The organism is Acinetobacter sp. CIP 64.2 (genome assembly GCF_000369645.1).
Classification (GTDB): domain Bacteria; phylum Pseudomonadota; class Gammaproteobacteria; order Pseudomonadales; family Moraxellaceae; genus Acinetobacter.
Genome location: NZ_KB850120.1, coordinates 169,284 through 187,621 on the forward strand (window position 1 = coordinate 169,284; position 18,338 = coordinate 187,621).

The window sequence follows — 18,338 nt, forward strand, 5'->3', positions numbered from 1 at the left end:
GGGTATTTATCGATGTTTTTTATTTGTAATGATATTGGTGTGGTTTATATGAATATTTGATTTATTTTGCGCGAAAAGGAAATAAATCAGTGCTTGTGCTTGACCTCAGCTGTAATTAAAAATAGGCTTAGACGGATTGAATTTAAATAAACATCGTACAGTGACGTACTTGCAGACAGCTTAAGCGCTTATGAATATTTTAATTGTAGACGACCATCCACTCTTTAGACATGCTTTGATTCAAGCGGTTCGTTATAGTTTGCCACAAGCGCAGATCCAGGAAACAGCCGATGTTGATGAGTTCTATGCGCGCTTAGAACATGGTGCAGAGCCTGATCTGGTCTTGCTGGATTTGAACCTTCCTGGTGCATCAGGTTTTTCTGCTTTGGTCTATGTACGCGCGCAATACCCTGCGATTCCGATTATTATTGTTTCAGCTCATGAGGAAGTTTCGATAATTCAACGTGCCATAGCACATGGGGCTATGGGCTATATTCCCAAATCGTCACATCCAAGTCATATAGGTGAGGCAATTAAACATGTCTTGGAGGGGGAGATTTGGTTACCGCCGAATTTACCAAGCCACGCCAGCTTTGATCCTCGTGCAGCAGATGAAACCGCTTTGGCCGAACGTTTACAATCGCTGACTCCACAGCAGTTCCGTGTATTGATGATGGTGGCGGAAGGCCTGCTGAATAAGCAAATAGCCTATGAACTAGAGGTATCTGAGGCAACCATTAAAGCACATGTAACTGCAATCTTCCGTAAATTGGGCGTACAGAACCGTACTCAGGCGGTTTTGGCGATCAGTGCATTGAATATCGAAGAGAAGAAGATGTAATACTTTTAAATCTCATATGTTATGAATCTTCAGATAATAAAAAACCAGTTCTAATGAACTGGTTTTTTATTATGAATTAAATCTTCTCAAGTGAGAACTTTAATCCAATATTAGAAACGGAACTTCGCGTTTAAGCCAACAGTTTGCGTATCTACGTTTGCATGTACTGCATTCGCATTTACATAGCTAGCACCAACTGCTACTGCTGGAGTAATGAAGTAGTTTACGTTTGCACCCCAAGCAGATTTGATTGGAGAGAAGTTATCGTTAGCTGGGTTCTTGCTGAAGTTAGCTTCGGCATAAGAAGCACCAACGCTTAACTGTGGTGTTACATAAAGATCAGTTTTTAAACCGTAAGCTTGGTTTTCGCCGTATACAAGGCCAGTTTCAAAACCTACAGCCATGTTTGTACCGTCGATGTTACCAACGTATTTAGTACGTGCAGTAACAACGTCTTGTTTGTCACCAATAGTCGCTGCATCAGCAACAGCGCTGAATACGCCATTTTCAAGAACTTTGTTAGAATCTAAAGCAATTTGGTCAGCAACGCGAGCATAACCTACAGCAACCAAGAAGTTAGGTACAACCATCGCACCAAGTTCTACAGAGTAGCGGTCGCCATTGTCTTTTTCGCCTTCAAACTTAGTTTGAGAGTGGTTGTATGCAGCGCTTACATAAGCTGGTACATATGGAGTTGGAAGGTAAGCTTCACCTTTCACGCCAAATGAGTTGTTCTTAATCGTTTGTACTTCATCACCGCTTAATTTTGCATAGCTATAAGCAGCAGAAACATTAGAAGCTTGGTTTAAGAATGCAGCTTCAGCTAAAGGACCTTTAGAAGCATCTACATTTTTGAAGTAGTAAGTACCTTTAGCAGCACCAGTGTAGTCTTGATCATTTAAAGCTTTCGCTTCGATGAATTCAGATTGACCTTGAACTTCGTATTGATATGCATGAGCGCCGGTCATGGCTAAAACTAGAGCAGTGGCTAAACCGAGTTTTTTCATAATGATTTCCAGCTTTAAAACAATTAAAGGGTAAAGTTGGAGCCATTGTATTGTAACAAAGTATGAAGTCAATGTAATAAATTTGGGTTTGCGACCAATGAACAAATCCGAAACGGGCTGTGGTTGAAAATTAATCAATTGGAAGTAGTGTTGTCAACCGATTATAAAATATATATCTAACAAATAGATAAGTTTATTTTTTTACAAGATAATGGATGAAATAATAATGTCATATCTCGCTATTTTTAATTGGTTTAAACGATAATATTAATCGTTTTTTTCATTCAATTAATTCTTCTTAATGTCATAAGTCTGCAGTAGAAAATGTGAGAGCAAAATCTATTCTCGCTTTTTTTGCGACAAGATTTACAATTTTATGATACTTATTCTCAATTAATATAAACTAAAAATCACGAGAAAATCGGATTTTTAATGATCAATTAACAAAAACGATTGTAATAACAAATCCGATCTATTTAATCAACTTTACTTTTTGAGAGCTGATTCACATAATACAAAGCAAGGGATATCTAATTTGCATTTAAATATCTCATAACATTTTCTTTTAAGTATTTTGATGTTTGTACATCACAGTTTTACTAGCTCGGCTTTCCCCAAGGCTGAGCTTTTTTTTATCTTCTTTTTTAAACTATCGATCAGATAACACTACAGAATAAGTCAGTTAAAAGCTTTATAGTGACAATTTTATTGCACTTTTCCTGTTTTATGATGATGTCGAAAAAATTAAAATGTCTAGCGCTTCTTACACCCTGCATATTGATTCTTCAATTGACTGCTTGTCAAAGTGTTAGCCAGCAAAAGCAACAGCTTTCGACACAAACAAATGAACAGCAACAGATTTCAAGCTTATTTCAAAGTGCCCAAACCAAGGGAGTTTTGGTGATTTATGATGGCAAGAAAATTCAAAGTTATGGCAATGATCTTAATCGTGCAGAGCAACGTTATATTCCTGCTTCGACCTTTAAAATCTTAAACGCCTTGATTGGCATACAGTATCATAAGACCACACCAAATGAAGTGTTTAAATGGGATGGTAAAAAGCGGACTTTCAGCAGCTGGGAAAAAGATTTAAGCCTAGCTGAAGCCATGCAGGCATCGGCTGTACCTGTCTATCAGGAGCTAGCACGACGGATTGGTCTAGAACTTATGACCCGTGAGGTGAAGCGTGTGGGCTATGGCAATAAAAATATTGGCACCCAAGTCGATAATTTTTGGTTGGTCGGGCCTTTGCAAATTACACCTGTAGAAGAAGTTCGATTCGTTTATGCATTAGCAAAGCAAAAACTACCATTTGACCAGTCAACTCAACAACAAGTGAAAGGTATGTTATTGGCAGATGAGCGTCAGGGGACCAAGATTTATGCCAAGAGCGGTTGGGGCATGGACGTTAGCCCACAGGTTGGATGGTGGACCGGCTGGATTGAACAGCCAAATGGCAAAACCATTGCATTTTCACTGAATATGCAAATGAGTCAGCCTGAGCATGCAAATGCGCGTAAAGTGATTGTTTATCAAGCATTGCAAGAATTGGGATTGTTAGCGAATTAAATATTCAAAAAAAAGACCCAGCTTTTGGGGAAAGCTGGGTTGAGAAAGGATGTTTAGCTTGGGGAGAAAAACATCCTAGAGGGTTAGGGTTTTAAATTCTGAAATCTGTCTATGTTTAAATTATCTGCCTTGAAAGATAATTTGTAAAATTGATAATTTTTATTTTTTAAATAGAATTTTTCGATTCAAAGATGTTGGGCGATAAAAAGATTGGGTTAAAATCAACCTATACCGAGCTTAATATTTTTATACTTTAATTCAATGGTTTGTGTGAATTTTATCTAAAAAACTGTATGGGCAAGTCTTTTTGGGTTGCTGGCAAAAAGATGTGGCTGTGGTCTATTTTGCCTTGGATGAAAATAAGACAGGCTTTGTCAGATCTATTCATTCATCATGCTTTTTGGCATGTCAGAAAATAGCATTGGACTTTTGATTGCTAGTTTCGATCTATATTGGATTGTAGTTCGACAATGATGTGTTCACTTCGATAAGCTAGCCGATATCAGTAATGAATTGGCGAACCCTACTCATCTGCCATATTACAACTGTTCATGAGATCTTCCTTCCATTTCTGTTGAGTGATAAGTAAGGGATTAATTAATGAGTTGTGGACTTGCAGTTAAAGCATTCCGATCGAGACTCATTCCCTTGTTAGGTAATATGAACTCATGTTCTGGACTCTTTCGGTTGATCCTAGTCAAGACATTATTCATGGGGAAGCATATTGAATCTCATCTTTACCATTATTGAAGAGCACTGTTAAATTTTATCTCAGCATTTTTGTTTTTTATCCAATAAAATTAATAGATGAAATAAAAATTTAGAATAATATTCGAAAATGAATATTGATGTAGTTGATCTAAAAATTCTAAATTTCTTGCAAATGTGATTACACATGAGTCGAAGGTTATGGATTCATGTTACCGCTAAGGACTTGAATGCATTTTCACAATTCATTATTAATAAATTGAATAAGATGAACGGCATTATGAGTATTAATGCTAAGATCATTCTAGATCAAGTTATTCAAAAAAAAGCACTCTTATTTTTATCTTGAATTAAACGCCTTATCCAAATTTAAAACTATTTATTACAATAAGATTAGTTGCTTAGGTGAATTTATTTAAATGAAAACCATTCTCAAAAATAATCTTGAGTAATAATTTAGAACTTGAAACAGCGATTAAATATAATCAGTTTGGACGCCTGTAACCAAAAACCTCGGTTTAAGCGTGGTAGTGTGATTGGCTTTGTTGCATAAATAAATTTCATCCCCATACATGTTAGATGAATACAGAATCAAAAAGCCGATATAAAACAACGAACTGGTCTGAGTACAATCAGGCTTTACGTCAACGGGGTGCTTTCACCATTTGGTTTGATCCCCAAATGCAATGGTCTGCAACACCTAGTGGAAAAAAAGGACGTCAACCTACCTACACTGATATAGCAATTCAATTTGCCCTGACGATACGAAACCTGTTCCAACTGGCTTTACGCCAAACACAAGGTTTCATTCAAAGCCTTTTTCAAATGGCTCACCTCGACTGGAATGTTCCAGACTTCTCAACATTGAGTCGGCGAGCAGATAAGCTCCAGCCACTTCTACATAAATCAGCAAAAAATCCACAGGAAGACTTGCATATTTTAGTTGATAGCACAGGGATCAAAGTTACAGGCGATGGGGAATGGGTGCGTAAAAAACATGGCGTAAACCAACATCGTCAATGGCTGAAATTACATCTTGCGACAGATGCAAACAGTGGAGAAATACAAGCGGTTGAAGTCACGACCTGCCAATATGGTGATGCTGAAATGCTCCCACCTCTTTTAGATCAAATTGATGAACCCATTGCATCTGTCACGACTGATGGTGCTTATGACACAGTGAATTGTTATGATGCGATTTTGAAACGGCAAGCAAATGTAATTATCCCTCCTCGTTCCAATGCTGCTTTATGGGTAGAAAATGAAATTGGTAAAGCAAGGAATCATGCAGTACAAGGCTGTTGGGACAAGGGTCAAAAGCAGTGGAAACGAGATATTGGTTATCATCGACGATCCAGAATAGAGGCTAAAATGTTTGCCTTGAAACGACTTGGACATGGTGTATCTAGTCGATGCTTTAATCGTCAGGTGGTTGACTTGCAAATAAGAGTCGATATTTTGAATAAATTTACTCAACTTGGTACAGCTAAAACGGTGGCTGTTGCATAAATATCTGAAGATTAGAACAACTCTACCTTTCGTCTATTTGTGCAACAAAGCCAGTGTGATTTAGAATTCAGGTAAAATTGAGTTCTGTTTAAAAATCCATTGAGATCGTTTTTGAAAAGTGCAAGGTGTATGAATGGGGCGTAAATTAAAAAGCTCAAAATTACGTTCTGAGCAGATTAGCCGTCGTCTCTTTTTTTGTATGATTGCCATTATCTTTTCAATTTTTTATCTCTCCATTCCTTTAATTATCAATAGCTATCAAGAATATATAAAATCGGAACAAACCCTGACAGAAATTACCAGCCTTCGGGCATTGGTCAAAACAGCGAATAAGCTTTCCAGAGAGCGGGCACCTTCAAATAAAGTGATGTCAAGCCAAGCAGATGTCTTATTGAAAAATCAAAAGGAATTAGAAGAATATCGAAAAAGTGTTGATGCGCAAATTGATGACACCATTGATGTGTTACAACAAAATGGTTTTAAGTTGATTGCTCATGAGTTGGAAACTGACTTAAAAGTTAAGTTAGCTACAGCGCGTCGTATTGTCGATGCTTATGCCACTACACCTCAGAATAAGCGTACTTCAAAACAATATGATCATGCGATTTTATCGATGTTTCGTGTTTGGGATGAAAGTCGTGAGTTTTTAACTTGGTTATTGGTGCGTTCAAATAGCAAGAACAGCAGCATGTCGAATTACTTTACCTCAATCTTGATACTGACCGATATGCGCGATCAGGCAGGACGGATTGCCTCGAATATTATGGCACCTGTGACGTTTGATGAGAAAATTCCAGATGAAAACCGAGCAAGAGCATTACAAACACAACATCAAGCTGTTTATCTTTGGGAGTTAATTGATACCATTCAGCCAGAACAGTCGAAAACGCCAGAATATGTAAGTTTATATCGACATGTGAAAACGGAGTTTTTAGATCTGGGATTGCCTATTATTGCGCGCTTACTTGATGAAAGTAAAAACAACAGAGCTTACTTTCTCTCGGGGACTGAACTGACTGAACGGATGGTGGGGAAGTTCACCCCAGTCATGGAGCTGCAAAATTATATTCTGGATTACAGTATTGCGGTGGCCGATGAGCAGAATAAGTTAGCCAAACGACAGTTTATTTTTACCTTGTGCATTTCAAGCTTATCTTTGCTGATTGCAATTTTCACTATGATCTATGCCAAGAGAAGAGTATTTAGTCCTTTGATTCATGCCCGTAATATGATTTTAGGCCTCTCGGGGACTTCGGATGTGCTTCCTGCACATAACAAGAATAAGGAAGAGTTTTTCTCGCTATTTGAAGCGATTGATAAATTAAAAGGCATGTTAAAGCAGCGTGATACGATGGAGTTGCAACTGAAGAAAATTGCCAATACCGATGTATTAACAGGCGTTGCTAACCGTTTGGCTCTGGATGAGTATATTCAAATGCTTGAATCCCGGCCTGAGTCATTGTCACAGACCTGTGTGATTGCCATTGATATTGATAATTTTAAGTTTGTGAATGATCAATATGGACATATTGTGGGAGATCAGGTGATTAGCATGATTGCTGATCAGCTGAAACATAATGTTCGCGCGTCGGATTTAATTGTGCGTTATGGTGGCGATGAGTTTTTGGTGGTGATTGAACATATTCAAATGGGCGCTGCTAAAGTGGTCGCAGAAAGTATCCGCGCAGCTATTTTAAAAGAAACGATTGTCGTACCGAATGTAGCGGCATCGATTCATGTTTCGGTCAGTATCGGTGTCGCAATTGGGGCAAATAGCTGGTTAGAGTTATTAGAAAAAGCGGATCAGTCGTTGCTTAAAGCGAAGGCAAAAGGGAAGAATATTGTACAGTTTTGATGTTCGCCCTTTGGTTATTTACGTTCACTTCAAGTTCTTCTTTATTTCTGTTTAATTTATCCGTTTAGTAGTTCCATCGTTGATCGATATTCCTTTAAGTTGTAAACATGGTATAGCTGAGAAAGAGACCGTATTTTTCTATGCAGGATTAAATTGCCTATAATTATTTTAAGTTTTATAGATTGTAAAATAGAGAAACTGTATGTGGAACTTTTATCGACATTTTCACTGTTAAATAGATTAGAACAGTGAAAAGTGCCTGTCTTCAAAGACGGGGTAAATCCAAGCTAGAGAGATGAAGCCAGCTTAAATTTACCCTCGTATTGGCATAGTATTAAACTGCTTTCAACATCGGTTTCAAGAATCGACCAGTATGTGAAATTGCAACCTCAGCAATTTGCTCTGGTGTCCCTTCGGCAATGATTTGACCACCACCAGAACCGCCTTCAGGACCTAGATCAATCACCCAATCAGCAGTCTTGATCACATCCAGATTATGCTCAATCACTACAATGGTATTGCCCTTATTGCGTAGCTCATACAGGATGTCGAGTAACTTGGCAATGTCATGGAAATGCAGACCTGTGGTCGGTTCATCCAAGATATATAAGGTGCGGCCTGTATCGCGTTTGGCCAACTCGCGTGCCAGTTTGACCCGTTGCGCTTCACCACCAGAAAGGGTGGTTGCCGCTTGACCCAAACGGATATAACCCAGACCCACTTGGGTCAAGGTATCTAAACGACGATGAATCACCGGAATCGCATTAAAGAACTCCGCTGCATCTTCCACGGTCATTTCTAATACATCAGAAATGTTTTTGCCTTTATAGCCGACTTCCAAGGTTTCACGGTTATAACGCTTGCCATGACAGGCATCACAAGGCACATACATATCTGGCAGGAAGTGCATTGCCACTTTAATCATGCCATCGCCTTCACAGGCTTCACAGCGGCCACCTTTCACGTTAAACGAGAAACGGCCCGCACTATATCCACGCGCTTTGGCTTCTGGGGTTTGCGCGAATAACTCACGAATCGGGGTGAATAAACCCGTATAGGTTGCAGGGTTGGAACGAGGGGTACGTCCAATTGGGCTTTGGTCAATATCAACCACTTTATCCAAATGCTGTAAGCCATCAATTGAATCAAACTTTTCCGCAGTCAGGGTCGTCGCACCATTCAGTTGAGTCGCAGCCAAAGGTAATAAAGTACGGTTAATCAGCGTTGATTTACCTGAACCTGAAACCCCTGTGACACAGGTCATGATGCCCAATGGGATGGTCAAATCCACATTCTGCAAGTTATGCCCGCTGGCGCCAGACAGTTTGATCACTTCATCTGGACGAGGGGACAGGGTGCGTTGTTTCGGTACTTCAATTTTCAGCTTACCTGACAGATATTGACCTGTCAGTGAGTCGGCATGATTGGCCAACTCATCGTAGGTACCTTCAGCAATCACCGCACCACCATGAATTCCTGCACCGGGGCCGATATCAATAATATGGTCAGCGGCACGAATCGCATCTTCATCATGCTCAACCACCAGCACGGTATTACCCAAATCACGTAAACGAATCAGGGTTTGTAGCAAGCGGTCATTATCACGTTGATGCAGACCTATCGACGGCTCATCCAACACATACATCACACCCATGAGACCTGCACCGATCTGTGATGCCAGACGAATACGTTGTGCTTCCCCCCCCGAAAGAGTTTCCGCTGAACGTGCCAAGCTAAGATAATTTAGGCCAACGCTGACCAGAAAGTGTAAGCGTTCACGAATCTCTTTAAAGATTTTATCGGCAATTTCACCTTTAGCCCCTTCTAGGTTCAGGTCTTGATAATAGTTTTCAGCATCGCCTATCGACATCTTGGTAATTTGGGCAATGGTCTTGTCTTTGACCCGAACATGACGTGAAATTTCATTCAGACGTGAACCACCACAGGCATCGCAGGCTGCATTCGACAGATATTGTGCCAAATCATCACGTACATAATTCGATTCGGTTTCACGATAGCGACGTTCCAGATGCGGCAAAATTCCTTCAAATGCCTGTACCCGACTGTGTTTACGACCACGTTCATCAATATAACTGAGGTCGATTTTCTCTTTGCCTGTACCTTGTAAGAATTTCTTTTGCGTGTCTTTATCCAGCTGATTCCATGGTTGATCGAGGTCAATGCTGAAATGATCAGCCACTTTTTGCAGCATGGTATAGTAATACGGACGTTGTCTGTCCCACCCCCGAATTGCCCCTTGGCTGATCGAAACCTCTGGATTTGGAATGAGTTTGTCCGCACTGAAATGACTACGGGTTCCCAAACCATCACAGACAGGGCAGGCTCCAAATGGGTTGTTGAAGGAGAACAGGCGTGGTTCGAGTTCAGCTACGGCGCGATCACATTCTGGGCAAGAGTGTTTAGCTGAAAACACACGTTCAGGATGTTCACCATTCATCCACGATAACACTGCAATATCGCCGCCTAGACGTAATGCGGTTTCAAAGGATTCTGCAATACGGTTCCCCAGATCATCACGCACTTTAAAACGATCGACCACCACTTCAATGGTATGTTTTTTCTTTTTATCCAGTTCTGGTGGGGTATCGATATCAATGATTTCACCATCGACACGGGCACGCACAAAGCCCTGACCTTGGAGCTGTTCAAACAGTTGGGTGTATTCACCTTTACGCTCACGTACCACAGGGGCGAGCAACATCAGTGCAGTACCTTCTTCAAGACTTTTTACTGCATCGACCATTTCCGAAATGGTTTGCGCCACCATAGGGAGGTCATGTTCTGGGCAGTATGGCGTACCCACGCGTGCATAGAGCAAACGCAAATAGTCATAAATTTCGGTAATGGTACCCACGGTCGAGCGAGGGTTGTGGCTGGTTGATTTTTGTTCAATCGCAATTGCAGGAGATAAACCTTCAATCGAATCGACTTCCGGTTTTTCCATTTGTGACAGGAATTGACGCGCATAAGCCGAAAGCGATTCAACATAACGGCGTTGACCTTCGGCATATAAGGTATCAAAGGCCAAGGAGGATTTACCTGAGCCAGAAAGTCCCGTAATCACCACAAACTTGTCACGTGGAATATCGAGTGACACATTTTTTAAATTATGGGTACGTGCGCCTCGAATACGGATATGACTTTGACTCATAAATACATCTCAATAAGCTGAATATGAAAAATTAAGGTCTGTTGATGCTTCTATCCAGCGTGTTGCCGAGAAGTTTCTCCAGACCTTCTATATAATAACGATTTAAAATTGTTCAAGCTGTAACAAAACGATTTTAAACGTCAGATTGTGTCGGATTAATGATTTCAACACTGTTTTTAACATAAATTTTCATGTGAAATCACAGTTTATCTGTGAACTGTTCCAAGCATTGATTAAAAAATAAAGGGCTAAAATTGAGGGCTACATGTCAAAAAAACTGAAAATCTCCATAGTTGCGCTGCTTTTGCTGGTTGTGGCTTATGTTTATGCATCGCCTTATTTGACGATTTTTCAAATCCGTCAAGCGTTGAAAAATGAGGACACGACCGCTTTAGCCCATTATGTAGACTTTCCAAGTGTACGCCAGGGTCTTAAAGATCAATTCAATGCAGCCTTATTAAAAAAATTCCCAGAAGATGAGCAAGGCCGTGAAGGGGGGTTTGCTGCACTAGGTACGTTGTTGGCTTCATCCATGGTGGATAAAATGGTCGATATGATGGTGAGCCCACAAGGGGTTTCGATGTTGTTGCAAGGCAAAAAGTTAAAAGAAGGTTTGCCTTACTCGGCATACTCTGAACCGCAACCTGTGCAGGCTGAAACCCAGAAACAGTCACCACAAGAACAGGTTAACTATCGGAGTCACTATCAGTCCTTGAATCAGTTTGTGGTGGAAATTCAACAGGCTGAACAGCGCTCGAAGATGAATGTAATCATGCAAAGACAGGGGTTGAGCTGGAAAGTCACACAAATCCAATTGCCTATGCAGCAATTGCAATAGATTGGTGATAGATTGAAATAACGCACAAGCGAACAGATAGGGAAAATAAAAAAATGTTAGGAAAGATACTGATTGCATTGCTTGGGGTTTTACACGTTTATATTTTGGTGCTGGAAATGTTGTTGTGGGATAAGCCCTATGGTTTAAAAGCCTTTGGCAATAGTCTGGAAAAAGCACAGCTCACCAAGGTTCTGGCACAAAATCAGGGGTTGTATAATGGCTTTCTGGCTGCTGGACTATTCTGGGCATTACTGGCGCCTGCAAACTATGCCACGGCAATTGCCAATTTCTTTTTAGGCTGTGTGCTGATCGCGGGTATATACGGCGGACTGACAGCAAGCAAAAAGATTATTTATATTCAGGCAATCCCTGCCTTGGTGGCTTTAATTGTGGTGAATGTTTTTTAACCCAGCAATAAAAGTAGGCATTTGATCTGATTTATGCTTTAATGCGCCTAGTTTGAGATGAGCCTCATGCAGTATATCGGACGATACGATATACGACTAAGCCCCTTTATTGGGGCTTTTTTATACCTGTGAAAACACACACTATTTCCTGTATAGCAAGAGGCGTATTTTGATCGGGAATTATTGGGAACTAGTGATACAGAAATGCAAAAAGCTGCCGTTTTTTGTCATTCAAATACAATAAAATCAAATATTTATTTATATTTTAATTTTTTCTGGATTAAAATAAATCGCATGCAGACATTGAGCAATAATAATGCTAAGAAAAATCATATTATTTGGATGGGGCGTGTGCTTAAGCTTTGGGGTACTGGCACAGGAAACAAAAATTATTGGATTTGATCAAGTATTTAATTTAAATCATGATGAGTTTTATCAAGTCGAGCTGAAAAATCTAGCACCAAGTTCACAACTATGGACGGCTTTTTATTTGATCGGAGTACCTAAGTCTGGTGCAATGACCACTCAAGCTGATTTTGCGGTTAAAGGCGAGGGCATCATCAATAAGGCACATCCAAGCAATTCAACGGATGTTATTAGCTTGGTTGCCAATCATTTACCGATACGGCAAAATTATTCTCTTAAAGCATTTGATGATTTAGTTGAAGAAATTGAAGATCAAACAGGTCAAAAGGTACTAGATCCTACGATAAGCACAACAGAAAATGTTCGTGTGTATGGACAGATTATCGATTGGATTCCAGAATATAATTTGCAGAAGCCTGCAAAACTTAGTTTTGGGGTGATCAATAGTCAAGACTTTGATATTAAAGCGGCTTATTTGGTTGTTGGTGAGGCTGATAAAACACCACAATTATTAGCGTTGGATATTCATCAAAAAGCAGACGTGGAACAGGTTGAGCAATCTTTTCGCAACACCAGCCGTAGTCATGAATTTCGCTTTGCTCAGTTTGAAACTAAATTTCTGATTTTTCTGACCATTCTGGCTGCTACCATTTTTCTGAACTGGGGAAAATGGCGCAGAAATTAGATGGTATTGCTTGACATAGAAGGAAGCCCCAACCTTCCTTCTATTCGAGGTCGTCGCATTAAACTAATCCAAACCTAACCATTGACGTTGCTGATAAGCGCTGTCCCAGAACAACCATTCCAGTTTTGCCCCCATGGTATAGGCCGCATGCATTTTGGCTAAGGTGTCTTCATCACAACGGGCCGCGACTTTATCCACGGTTGCAATTACATTACGCACTGCCCTATTAAATTCTTCACCTGCGTAGGTATCGATCCATGCCTGATAAGGGTTGTTGGCAACCGACTGGCTGACGATATCTTTCCCCACTTCTGCATAAATCCAGAAGCAGGGCAATAAGGCTGCTAAAATCACCGGATAGCTTTCTGACCATGCGGTTGCCGTCAGGAAAGAGGTGTAATGATGACACGCCAGCGTCAGTGGAGTGTTTTCAAACTCGATTTTGCTGACATCAAATTCCTGCATGAAGTCATTGTGTAAACTGCGTTCTACAATAATGGCAATTTTAGCCGCTTCAGAAAATTGGATCACGTCATCTGCTGCATAGGCTTTTGCTGCAGCAACCGCAAGCGCACGACCGTACGCCAATAAATAATGGGCATCCTGAATCACATAATGACAAAAGACATCGCGATCTAATGTACCTGCGGCCAGTTCCTGATTAAACGGCAGCGCTAGTATTTTTTGGTATAAGTCTTGATTGCGTTGCCAAACATCTTGAGAAAACGTCATCGATTTGAACCTGTTAAAATACGAAAAAATAAATCTTGCTGAACTATAACAGAGTCTGATTCGGATATTTTTTTCTTCAAAACAAGAGCAACAATCTTTTCTAACTTTTACTGAAAACTCGCCTACAATAGACATATTTTTATAACTCAACGATTTGAATAAAAGGCTGCTCATGAAGCATTTTCGTTTTTCAATTTTCTTTACGGTAGTGTGTTTGGCATTGTCTGCTTACTGGGGCTATACGCATGGCCCTGAAGCAGGGGTTACGACAATGCTGAAAGCATTGACCATTACAGCAATTCTGGCAGTGATGGAAGTTTCTTTATCTTTTGATAATGCCGTGGTCAATGCATCTGTACTTCGTGGTTGGGATCATTTCTGGAAAATGATTTTCTTAACCGTTGGGATTCTGGTTGCTGTATTTGGGATGCGCTTAATCTTCCCTGTGGTGATTGTTGCGGTGACCGCTGACATGGGCATGATTGAAGTAGCAAAATTGGCTCTCAATGATCCGAAGACCTATTCTGAACGCTTAATGGCACATCATGCTGAAATTGCAGCATTTGGTGGAACCTTCCTGTTGCTGGTATTCCTGAATTTCTTCTTTGATGATGGTAAAGAAACCCACTGGTTTAGATGGCTAGAAGCAAAACTGGCACATTTGGCCAGTGTGCCCGCGATGTCGGTTTTCCTCGCCTTGATTGCAATGCTTATCATGGCGGCTAATGTAGATGAATCTGCTCGCCTAGCGGTGACCATGGCGGGGATTTGGGGCATTGTGGTGTATATCGGGGTGCAGGTTTTGAGTCATTTACTGGGAGGAGAGCCTGAGATTGATGAAGATGGCAATGCGGTGACGCATGACTCAAATGGTGCCGCTTCTGGCGTCGTAAAAGCAGGTTTTGGCGGCTTCCTTTACCTTGAAGTATTAGATGCATCGTTCAGTTTTGATGGGGTGATTGGTGCCTTTGCGATTACCAGCGATGTGGTGATCATCATGCTTGGCTTGGCGATTGGTGCGATTTTTGTCCGTTCAATGACCATTTATCTGGTAGAGAAAGGTACGCTGGATGCCTATATTTTCCTAGAGCATGGTGCACATTATGCAATTGGTGCCTTGGCATTTATTATGATCGCCAGCGGTACGGGGCTGCATGTACCTGAAGTGGTGACCGGCTTAATCGGTGTGGCCTTTATTGTCTGGGCGGTAATTGCCTCGATTCAATATAGCAAGCGGGAACAGCAAGCCTCTTAAGCTTGCTTTCAGCTTGGTTAGCTATTTTAAATACAGGAGCGATAGTCGCTCCTTTATTTTTTCTCTGCAGAAAGATTGTGTTTTTCATAATCTCTTACAACCTTTGTAGGCGAATGGCTTATAATTCGCTGAGCCAGTTATAGTGTCTTATCAACAATGAATGCTTTAGAACGTCGTTCAACCTTTGCCTTAAGTAGCATTTTTGCCTTACGCATGTTGGGCCTGTTCATGATTATTCCTGTGTTTTCAGTTGCAGGACAATCTTACCAATATGCTACACCCGCCTTGATTGGTCTCGCGGTTGGAGTCTATGGTTTAACTCAGGCGATTTTACAGATCCCCTTTAGTTTGTTGGCCGATCGTTTTAGCCGTAAGCCTTTGGTCGTCCTGGGGTTATTATTGTTTGCAATCGGCGGTGCAATCGCAGGCTTATCCGATACCATTTATGGCGTGATTATTGGGCGTGCCATTGCCGGTGCAGGCGCGGTCTCTGCTGTGGTGATGGCATTACTGGCCGATGTCACTCGTGAAGAACAGCGTACCAAAGCCATGGCGGCGATGGGCATGAGTATCGGTTTATCCTTCGTTGTCGCTTTTAGTTTGGGACCTTGGCTCACCAGTCTGGTCGGTATTTCTGGCTTATTCTTTGTCACCACCATTATGGGCTTGGCTGCGATTTTGATGTTGCTTCTGGTGCCAAAAGTCACGCGACATCACCGCAATTATCAGCAAGGTTATTTGACCCAACTCAAACAAGTGATTCAGATGGGTGAGTTGAACCGACTGCATGTGTCGGTATTTGCTTTGCATTTACTCCTCACGGCAATGTTTATCTATGTACCCTCGCAGTTGATTGAGTATGCGCAAATTCCATTGGCCAAGCATGGTTTAGTCTATTTACCGCTGTTGGTGATCAGTCTGTTTTTTGCTTTTCCCAGCATTATCATTGCGGAAAAATATCGTAAAATGCGCGGCATTTTTCTCACTGCAATTGCGGGGATTATTGGCGGGTTGCTGATTCTGATTTTTGGCTATGAGTCTAAATATGTATTGCTGGCAGGCCTGGGTTTATTCTTTATTGCTTTTAATGTGATGGAGGCATTATTGCCTTCATGGCTGTCTAAAGCCGCACCGATTCAATCTAAAGCCACGGCAATGGGCGTCAATGCCAGTAGCCAGTTTTTAGGGGCTTTCTTTGGTGGTACTTTAGGTGGACAGCTTTTGATGTTACAGAATACTGCGCTTGGGTGGAGTGTACTGACGGGGATTGCTATAATATGGCTGCTGATTAGTTTTGGTCTGGCTCAGCCAAGATATTTATCTTCCATCGTGTTGCCTTTACCTCAGGCAATACAAACAGATGAATGGACTTCAAAACTGTTGGCAATTCGTGGTATTGAAGAAGTCGTGGTGATGCCTGAACAGCAAGTTGCGTATATTAAAGTCGATAAACAGAGCATTGATGATACTGGGCGACAAGATTTAACGCACTTGATTGGCAAAGAGGTAGCCATTTAATCATAACTCTTATAAAGTAAAACATAGAAATATATAGGATGAAGACAGCTAATGCGTGGTGTGAATAAAGTTATTTTAGTCGGTACTTTAGGTAAGGATCCAGAAACGAAAACCTTTCCAAATGGTGGATCATTGACTCAATTCTCGATTGCAACCAGTGAATCGTGGATGGATAAAAGTACGGGTGAGCGTAAAGAGCAAACAGAATGGCACCGTATCGTGTTGCACAACCGTTTAGGTGAAATTGCACAGCAGTATCTGCGTAAAGGTTCGAAAGTGTATATCGAAGGTTCATTGCGTACCCGTCAATGGACAGACCAAAATGGTCAAGAGCGTTACAGCACGGAAATCCGTGGTGATCAAATGCAAATGCTCGATAGCCGTCAACAAGGTGAGCAGAGCGGTGGTGACTTTAATCAACCTCGTTTTAACAACAATAATAACCAAGGTGGTGGTTACCAAAATACGGGCTATAACAATAACAACAATCAAGGTGGTTATGGTCAAACTGGTGGCTTTAATGGCGGCAACCAGCAAGGTAATTATGCAGGCAGTCCACAAGCGGGCAATGGTTTTAATTCACCAAAAGCAGCACCGCAACCGGCTGCAGCGGCACCTGCGGATTTAGATGACGACTTACCGTTCTAAACTTTTGCGCCCAGCATGAAAAAAGGCATAAAACTCAGTTTTATGCCTTTTTTGTCGGACTCGTTTGTTATCGAATTGAGCTCAACGCCTCGTGGTGAGTCACTATTTTTTGGACTTAACTATCGCTTTGATCTATAACTGATCCACTTGGTCTACACTTCTAGACGAGGCTTATTAGCGTCGATGAAATTATTGATCGATTTTTTGGTCAAGAAATTTGCTGAGCTGAAGCAACAGAATTCGGTACTCTATTAAAAAAACGGGGCTATAAGGAATAGCCACTGTCAGTTTTTGCCAATTCCCTCAGGCCCGCCATGAGGGTCTCTATCAGTTTCTCCACCACCAAGCGTTGGCCTTTGCGTGAGGCATAGACCAATTGCACGGTACCCCGATTGGATTTCCATTCAGGTAAGAGGTGAATCAGTTTGCCTTTTTCAATATCACTTTGTACTGTCAGATAGGGGAGATCGGCAATGCCAAGTCCATCATGGACCGCATAATAGACTCCAGCCAAATCATTGCTTTTGACCCGCGGTTGATAAGGCACATCGACAGTTTCATCACTGTGGATATGACATAAATGCCAATAATATTGATGTTTCTGAATACCCAAGGCGACGCTTGGGTAGTGCTGTAGCTCTGAATAATGGCGAATGCTTCTGCCTTCTAATAATTCGGGCGCAGCGACTAGACAGTGCTCGGTGCGAATCACATCGCGCACAATTAAGCTGGAATCCTGATTGGGTTCAAAACTGGTGCGGATGGCGATATCAATATCATCATGCAGTACATCGACCCGTCGACTGGTGAGCTCTAAGGAAATTTCAACTTTGGGGTAGGCTTTTAAAAATTGATTGAGTAATTTCCGAATCTGGAAATGCATCATCAAGGGCGGGCAACTGATTTTAACCACACCTTGTGGTTCATTTTTTTGTTTGAGCAAGATATTTTCGGCACATTCGACCTGTGCAATCACTTTACAGCACTCTTCATAAAATTCTTGGCCCAAATCCGTGACTTTAAAATGACGGGTGGTACGCTGGATCAGGCTGACATTGAATTTATGTTCTAGCTCAATGATACGGCGGCTGAGTTTGGATTTACTGATATTTTCAGCTTCGCTGGCGGCACTGAATCCGCCATGTTTCACCACCAAGTAAAAATAATGAAAGTCATCAAATGAGTTGATCAAGGCCAATCGAATCCGATAAAGATGAAAAGATTAGGA

General features: G+C 41.2%; 14 protein-coding genes and 1 pseudogene. 11 read left to right on the plus strand and 4 right to left on the minus strand.

Going from position 1 to position 18,338, the window contains the following annotated elements; genetic code table 11:
* The first annotated feature begins 190 nt into the window (after positions 1-190).
* The gene (locus tag F895_RS17900) at positions 191-841 is read left to right on the plus strand and encodes a response regulator transcription factor (protein WP_005238186.1); all 651 of its coding nucleotides are present in this window, start codon (positions 191-193) and stop codon (positions 839-841) included.
* Positions 842-951: 110 nt separating this feature from the next.
* On the opposite strand, the gene omp33-36 is transcribed toward F895_RS17900, so the two are convergent.
* A complete protein-coding gene (omp33-36, locus tag F895_RS17895) occupies positions 952-1,848 on the minus strand; it encodes a porin Omp33-36 (protein WP_005238187.1) in 897 nt (298 codons plus the stop codon).
* Between the two features lie 732 nt (positions 1,849-2,580).
* On the opposite strand from omp33-36, the gene blaOXA reads away from it, so the two are divergent.
* From blaOXA to F895_RS17880, 3 genes are all read left to right on the plus strand, one after another.
* The gene (blaOXA, locus tag F895_RS17890) at positions 2,581-3,417 is read left to right on the plus strand and encodes an OXA-286 family carbapenem-hydrolyzing class D beta-lactamase (protein ID WP_026040241.1); all 837 of its coding nucleotides are present in this window, start codon (positions 2,581-2,583) and stop codon (positions 3,415-3,417) included.
* 1,287 nt (positions 3,418-4,704) lie between these two features.
* Entirely contained in the window at positions 4,705-5,634 is a 930-nt protein-coding gene (locus F895_RS17885; protein WP_005238191.1) for an IS5 family transposase, read from the plus strand.
* Between the two features lie 133 nt (positions 5,635-5,767).
* Positions 5,768-7,489 carry a GGDEF domain-containing protein gene (locus F895_RS17880; protein ID WP_005238194.1) on the plus strand — a complete coding sequence of 574 codons (1,722 nt, stop codon included), beginning with the start codon at positions 5,768-5,770 and terminating at the stop codon, positions 7,487-7,489.
* 334 nt (positions 7,490-7,823) lie between these two features.
* On the opposite strand, the gene uvrA is transcribed toward F895_RS17880, so the two are convergent.
* On the minus strand, positions 7,824-10,661 hold the full coding sequence (gene uvrA / locus F895_RS17875; protein ID WP_005238196.1) for an excinuclease ABC subunit UvrA: 2,838 nt from the start codon (positions 10,659-10,661) through the stop codon (positions 7,824-7,826).
* Positions 10,662-10,926: 265 nt separating this feature from the next.
* Here uvrA and F895_RS17870 point away from each other — a divergent pair, with 265 nt between their 5' ends.
* The 3 genes from F895_RS17870 to F895_RS17860 all read left to right on the plus strand — a co-directional run bounded on the left by F895_RS17870 (position 10,927) and on the right by F895_RS17860 (position 12,957).
* Positions 10,927-11,499: a DUF2939 domain-containing protein gene (locus F895_RS17870; protein ID WP_005238197.1), complete on the plus strand. Its 573-nt coding sequence runs from the start codon at positions 10,927-10,929 to the stop codon at positions 11,497-11,499.
* Positions 11,500-11,552: 53 nt separating this feature from the next.
* Positions 11,553-11,906 (plus strand): DUF1304 domain-containing protein, encoded by a 354-nt coding sequence (locus F895_RS17865; protein ID WP_005238199.1) that lies wholly within the window; start codon positions 11,553-11,555, stop codon positions 11,904-11,906.
* Between the two features lie 316 nt (positions 11,907-12,222).
* Positions 12,223-12,957: a hypothetical protein gene (locus tag F895_RS17860; protein WP_005238201.1), complete on the plus strand. Its 735-nt coding sequence runs from the start codon at positions 12,223-12,225 to the stop codon at positions 12,955-12,957.
* A gap of 63 nt (positions 12,958-13,020) precedes the next feature.
* Here F895_RS17860 and tenA read toward each other — a convergent pair whose 3' ends face one another.
* On the minus strand, positions 13,021-13,689 hold the full coding sequence (gene tenA, locus F895_RS17855) for a thiaminase II (RefSeq protein ID WP_005238202.1): 669 nt from the start codon (positions 13,687-13,689) through the stop codon (positions 13,021-13,023).
* Positions 13,690-13,861: 172 nt separating this feature from the next.
* Here tenA and F895_RS17850 point away from each other — a divergent pair, with 172 nt between their 5' ends.
* From F895_RS17850 to F895_RS20190, 4 genes and pseudogenes are all read left to right on the plus strand, one after another.
* The gene (locus tag F895_RS17850; protein WP_005238203.1) at positions 13,862-14,944 is read left to right on the plus strand and encodes a DUF475 domain-containing protein; all 1,083 of its coding nucleotides are present in this window, start codon (positions 13,862-13,864) and stop codon (positions 14,942-14,944) included.
* 156 nt (positions 14,945-15,100) lie between these two features.
* Positions 15,101-16,462, plus strand: coding sequence for an MFS transporter (locus tag F895_RS17845; protein ID WP_005238204.1), 1,362 nt, complete (start codon positions 15,101-15,103; stop codon positions 16,460-16,462).
* Between the two features lie 51 nt (positions 16,463-16,513).
* Positions 16,514-17,110 carry a single-stranded DNA-binding protein gene (gene ssb, locus F895_RS17840; protein ID WP_005238205.1) on the plus strand — a complete coding sequence of 199 codons (597 nt, stop codon included), beginning with the start codon at positions 16,514-16,516 and terminating at the stop codon, positions 17,108-17,110.
* Between the two features lie 138 nt (positions 17,111-17,248).
* Positions 17,249-17,365, plus strand: a pseudogene (locus tag F895_RS20190) (LysR family transcriptional regulator); the annotation flags it as partial.
* Between the two features lie 10 nt (positions 17,366-17,375).
* Here F895_RS20190 and F895_RS17835 read toward each other — a convergent pair.
* A complete protein-coding gene (locus tag F895_RS17835) occupies positions 17,376-18,302 on the minus strand; it encodes a LysR substrate-binding domain-containing protein (RefSeq protein ID WP_026040211.1) in 927 nt (308 codons plus the stop codon).
* Between the last annotated feature and the right edge of the window lie 36 nt (positions 18,303-18,338).

Coding starts and splice junctions, on each gene's coding strand:
- F895_RS17870 (WP_005238197.1), top strand. CDS start 10,927: ATGTCAAAAAAACTGAAAATCTCCATAGTTGCGCTGCTTTTGCTGGTT.
- F895_RS17880 (WP_005238194.1), top strand. CDS start 5,768: ATGGGGCGTAAATTAAAAAGCTCAAAATTACGTTCTGAGCAGATTAGC.
- ssb (WP_005238205.1), top strand. CDS start 16,514: ATGCGTGGTGTGAATAAAGTTATTTTAGTCGGTACTTTAGGTAAGGAT.
- F895_RS17860 (WP_005238201.1), top strand. CDS start 12,223: ATGCTAAGAAAAATCATATTATTTGGATGGGGCGTGTGCTTAAGCTTT.
- F895_RS17900 (WP_005238186.1), top strand. CDS start 191: ATGAATATTTTAATTGTAGACGACCATCCACTCTTTAGACATGCTTTG.
- F895_RS17845 (WP_005238204.1), top strand. CDS start 15,101: ATGAATGCTTTAGAACGTCGTTCAACCTTTGCCTTAAGTAGCATTTTT.
- F895_RS17885 (WP_005238191.1), top strand. CDS start 4,705: ATGAATACAGAATCAAAAAGCCGATATAAAACAACGAACTGGTCTGAG.
- blaOXA (WP_026040241.1), top strand. CDS start 2,581: ATGTCGAAAAAATTAAAATGTCTAGCGCTTCTTACACCCTGCATATTG.
- uvrA (WP_005238196.1), bottom strand. CDS start 10,661: ATGAGTCAAAGTCATATCCGTATTCGAGGCGCACGTACCCATAATTTA.
- F895_RS17850 (WP_005238203.1), top strand. CDS start 13,862: ATGAAGCATTTTCGTTTTTCAATTTTCTTTACGGTAGTGTGTTTGGCA.
- F895_RS17865 (WP_005238199.1), top strand. CDS start 11,553: ATGTTAGGAAAGATACTGATTGCATTGCTTGGGGTTTTACACGTTTAT.
- tenA (WP_005238202.1), bottom strand. CDS start 13,689: ATGACGTTTTCTCAAGATGTTTGGCAACGCAATCAAGACTTATACCAA.
- omp33-36 (WP_005238187.1), bottom strand. CDS start 1,848: ATGAAAAAACTCGGTTTAGCCACTGCTCTAGTTTTAGCCATGACCGGC.